This window comes from Tessaracoccus rhinocerotis (genome assembly GCF_007197885.1).
Taxonomy (GTDB): Bacteria; Actinomycetota; Actinomycetes; order Propionibacteriales; family Propionibacteriaceae; genus Arachnia; species Arachnia rhinocerotis.
Genome location: NZ_VKKG01000012.1, coordinates 1 through 2,796, shown reverse-complemented (window position 1 = coordinate 2,796; position 2,796 = coordinate 1). Strand labels below are relative to the sequence as shown.

Here is a 2,796-nt window from a genome sequence, read left to right as displayed (position 1 = left end):
CGACCTCACCCCGGTGCGTGACGACACCGGTCCGGCACGCCTGTTGGACATGGTTCCGGGACGCTCGAAGCAGGCGTTCAAACAATGGCTCGCCGCCCGCGACGAGTCCTGTGAATATCAGCGCTGCTGGGGGCCGCTGATCGTGTGTTTGGGGGCCACTGGCTGGCGGTGCGGATTGTCTCGTTGGGGGCCGGTGGTGGCGTGGTTGGGGGCCGCTGGATTCTAGGCTCCTTCCGCCGTGTGTATAGGGCACGCGGCGGAAGGAGATTCTTCGATGGTACGAAAGATCAGGGCGAAGCTGGTGTTGCAGCTTCGTGCCGAGGGCTTGTCGGGGCGGGCGATCGCTGCGTCGCAGCAGATGTCACGAAAGTCGGTGACGGCGGTGTTCGAGGCCGCCGACACCGCGGGGGTGTCTTGGGACGACGTCGCGGGGCGCAGCGATGATGAGGTCTATGGCTTGTTGTTCCCGGGGCGGGGTGAGCATGAGACGGTGTTCGCCACGCCGGACTGGGACCAGGTCCACAAGGAGATGGCCAGGGTCGGGGTGACGCTGAAACTGCTGCATGGCGAATACAGCGACTCGTGTGCCGCGGAGCGGGTGCCGGCGATGGGCTATGACCGGTTCTGCAAGACCTACCAGCGCCACGTCCTGGTGACGGGGGCCTCGTCGCGGGTGGGTCACAAGGCCGGCCAGAGCGTCGAGGTCGACTGGTCCGGGCCGACGATGGAGCTGACGAACCCCGCGACCGGGGAGGTGTCGAAGGTCTACTTGTTCGTGGCGTGTTTGCCGTTCAGCAGGTTCGCGTTCGTCTATCCCGCGCTGGACATGAAGCAGGACACGTGGCTGCGGGCACACGTGGCGATGTTCGCCGCGTTCGGTGGATCGGTGCCCAGGATCGTTCCCGACAACTTGAAGACCGGGGTGTTGAAGCATCCCCGTGAGGGTGAGGTCGTGTTGAACGACTCGTATCGGGAGATGGCTGCGCACTACTCGGCTGCGGTGCTGCCGGGCCGGGTGAGGAAGCCCAAGGACAAGGCCTCAGTGGAGAACACCGTGGCCCATGTTGCGACCTGGGTGATCGCCGCACTCAGGGACGAGGTGTTCACATCGCTGCCCGAGCTGGCCGCGGCGATCGAGGGCCGGGTCGTGGCTTACAACGCTGAGCCGTTCCAGAAGCGGCCCGGGTCACGGGCGAGTGTGTTCACCGATGAGGAGCAGCCGCTGCTGCGGCAGTTGCCGCAGGTCGCCTACGAGATCAGTCGCTGGGTCTATGGCCGCCGCGTCGGTCGCAGCGGGCACGTGGTCTGGGAGAAGAACCACTACTCGGTGCCTTATCTCCACATCGGATCCAAGGTCGACCTCCGCATCACTGACCGGGTCCTGGAAGTCTTCGCCGGTTCGCAGCGCCTGAGCAGCCATTTGCTGCTGCCTGAGGGATCCGCCGGACATTGGCGCACAGCCGAGGCCGACCTACCCGCCGGCGAGAAGTATCAGCCCTGGGACGCAGCCCGCGTCCGAGAATGGGCCGGCAGGGTCGGGCCGGCGACGCAGACGGTCATCGACCGGATCTTCGAATCCGTGGCGATTGACGAGCAGGGCCTGGACCCGGCGTTGGCGGTGCTGCGACTGACTCGCCGGTTCTCCGCGACCCGGGTTGAGGACGCCTGCCAGCTCGCCCTCGCAGGAGGGGTCAGGTCGCCTCGCTACGTCCACCTCAGGCCGATCCTGGACACGGGCCAAGACAAGCAACCCATGCCGGAGCCGGTTGATGCCGGCGGCTACGTCCGCGGCGCCGACTACTACGCAGAAGGAAGCAGCCGATGAGCAGCTTGGACATCGAGACCAAACGCAAACTCCGTGAGATGGGAGCCATCCCGCTGCTGGAGGCCTTCCAAGCCCAGGACGAGGCCCTGGTGCTGGGTCTCGGGTTCGAGGAACGGATCCGGATCATCGTGGACGAGGCACACTCAGCCTTCACCCACTCCAAGGTCGACGGTCTCATCCGCCGGGCGGGGCTGCGCTATCCCACCGCTGATCTGCGGCGGCTCGACCTCGTCGAGGAACGCGGTCTGGACCGGGGTGTGATCTCGCAGTTGGCGACGTGTTCGTTCATCGAACGATCCCACAACGTCGTGTTCCAAGGCTTCACCGGCTCCGGGAAGTCCTACCTCGGCTGCGCCCTGGCGAAACAGGCCTGCCTGCACCGGATCCGGGCACACTACATCCGCATGCCCGACCTCGCCGAAGCCTGGCACTTGGCCCGGGACAAGCCGCAGGGGCAGATGAAGTTCCTCCGCAAATACGCGGCCTTCACCCTGCTCGTGATCGACGAGTGGCTCCTCGACCCACCCGACGAGAGCATGCGCAGCATGCTCCTGGAACTCCTCGAGCGCCGCTACGACACCACCTCCACCGTCTTCTGCACCCAATACGCAAAGAAGGACTGGCACAGCCGCCTCGGCGGCGGAGTCCACGCCGACGCCATCATGGACCGCATCGTCCACAACACCATCTGGATCGACACCGGCACCCACAACATGAGAGAACACACAGCCACCGCCCAGTGACCGTCAGGCGCTGGTGGCGGGCCCCCGGCCACCACCAGCGCCATCGGTGGCCCCCAACGTCAATATCGCTGGCCCCCAGAGGCAATATCCAGTGGTCCCGTCAGCCTCGAATACTCATCCTGGCGCCAAGCCGTGGAGGTGATTGCGATGGACGGATTCACCGGCTTCAAGACCGCCGCCACCGAAGAGGTCCCCGACGCGGTCGCGGTGATGGACCCCTTCCACGTC

At 65.8% G+C, this 2,796-nt stretch carries 2 protein-coding genes and 2 pseudogenes; all 4 read left to right on the top strand.

Annotated elements, in window-relative coordinates:
- Nucleotides 1–226 (top strand): annotated as a pseudogene (locus tag FOJ82_RS16545) (hypothetical protein); the annotation flags it as partial.
- A 48-nt stretch (nucleotides 227–274) separates the two neighbouring features.
- Nucleotides 275–1,825, top strand: a complete 1,551-nt coding sequence (gene istA / locus FOJ82_RS15910) for an IS21 family transposase (RefSeq protein ID WP_143939480.1) — start codon at nucleotides 275–277, stop codon at nucleotides 1,823–1,825.
- On the top strand, nucleotides 1,822–2,568 hold the full coding sequence (locus FOJ82_RS15905) for an ATP-binding protein (RefSeq protein ID WP_143939479.1): 747 nt from the start codon (nucleotides 1,822–1,824) through the stop codon (nucleotides 2,566–2,568). Before istA ends, FOJ82_RS15905 begins: the two co-directional genes overlap by 4 nt.
- A 120-nt stretch (nucleotides 2,569–2,688) precedes the next feature.
- Nucleotides 2,689–2,796: pseudogene (locus FOJ82_RS15900) on the top strand (transposase); the annotation flags it as partial.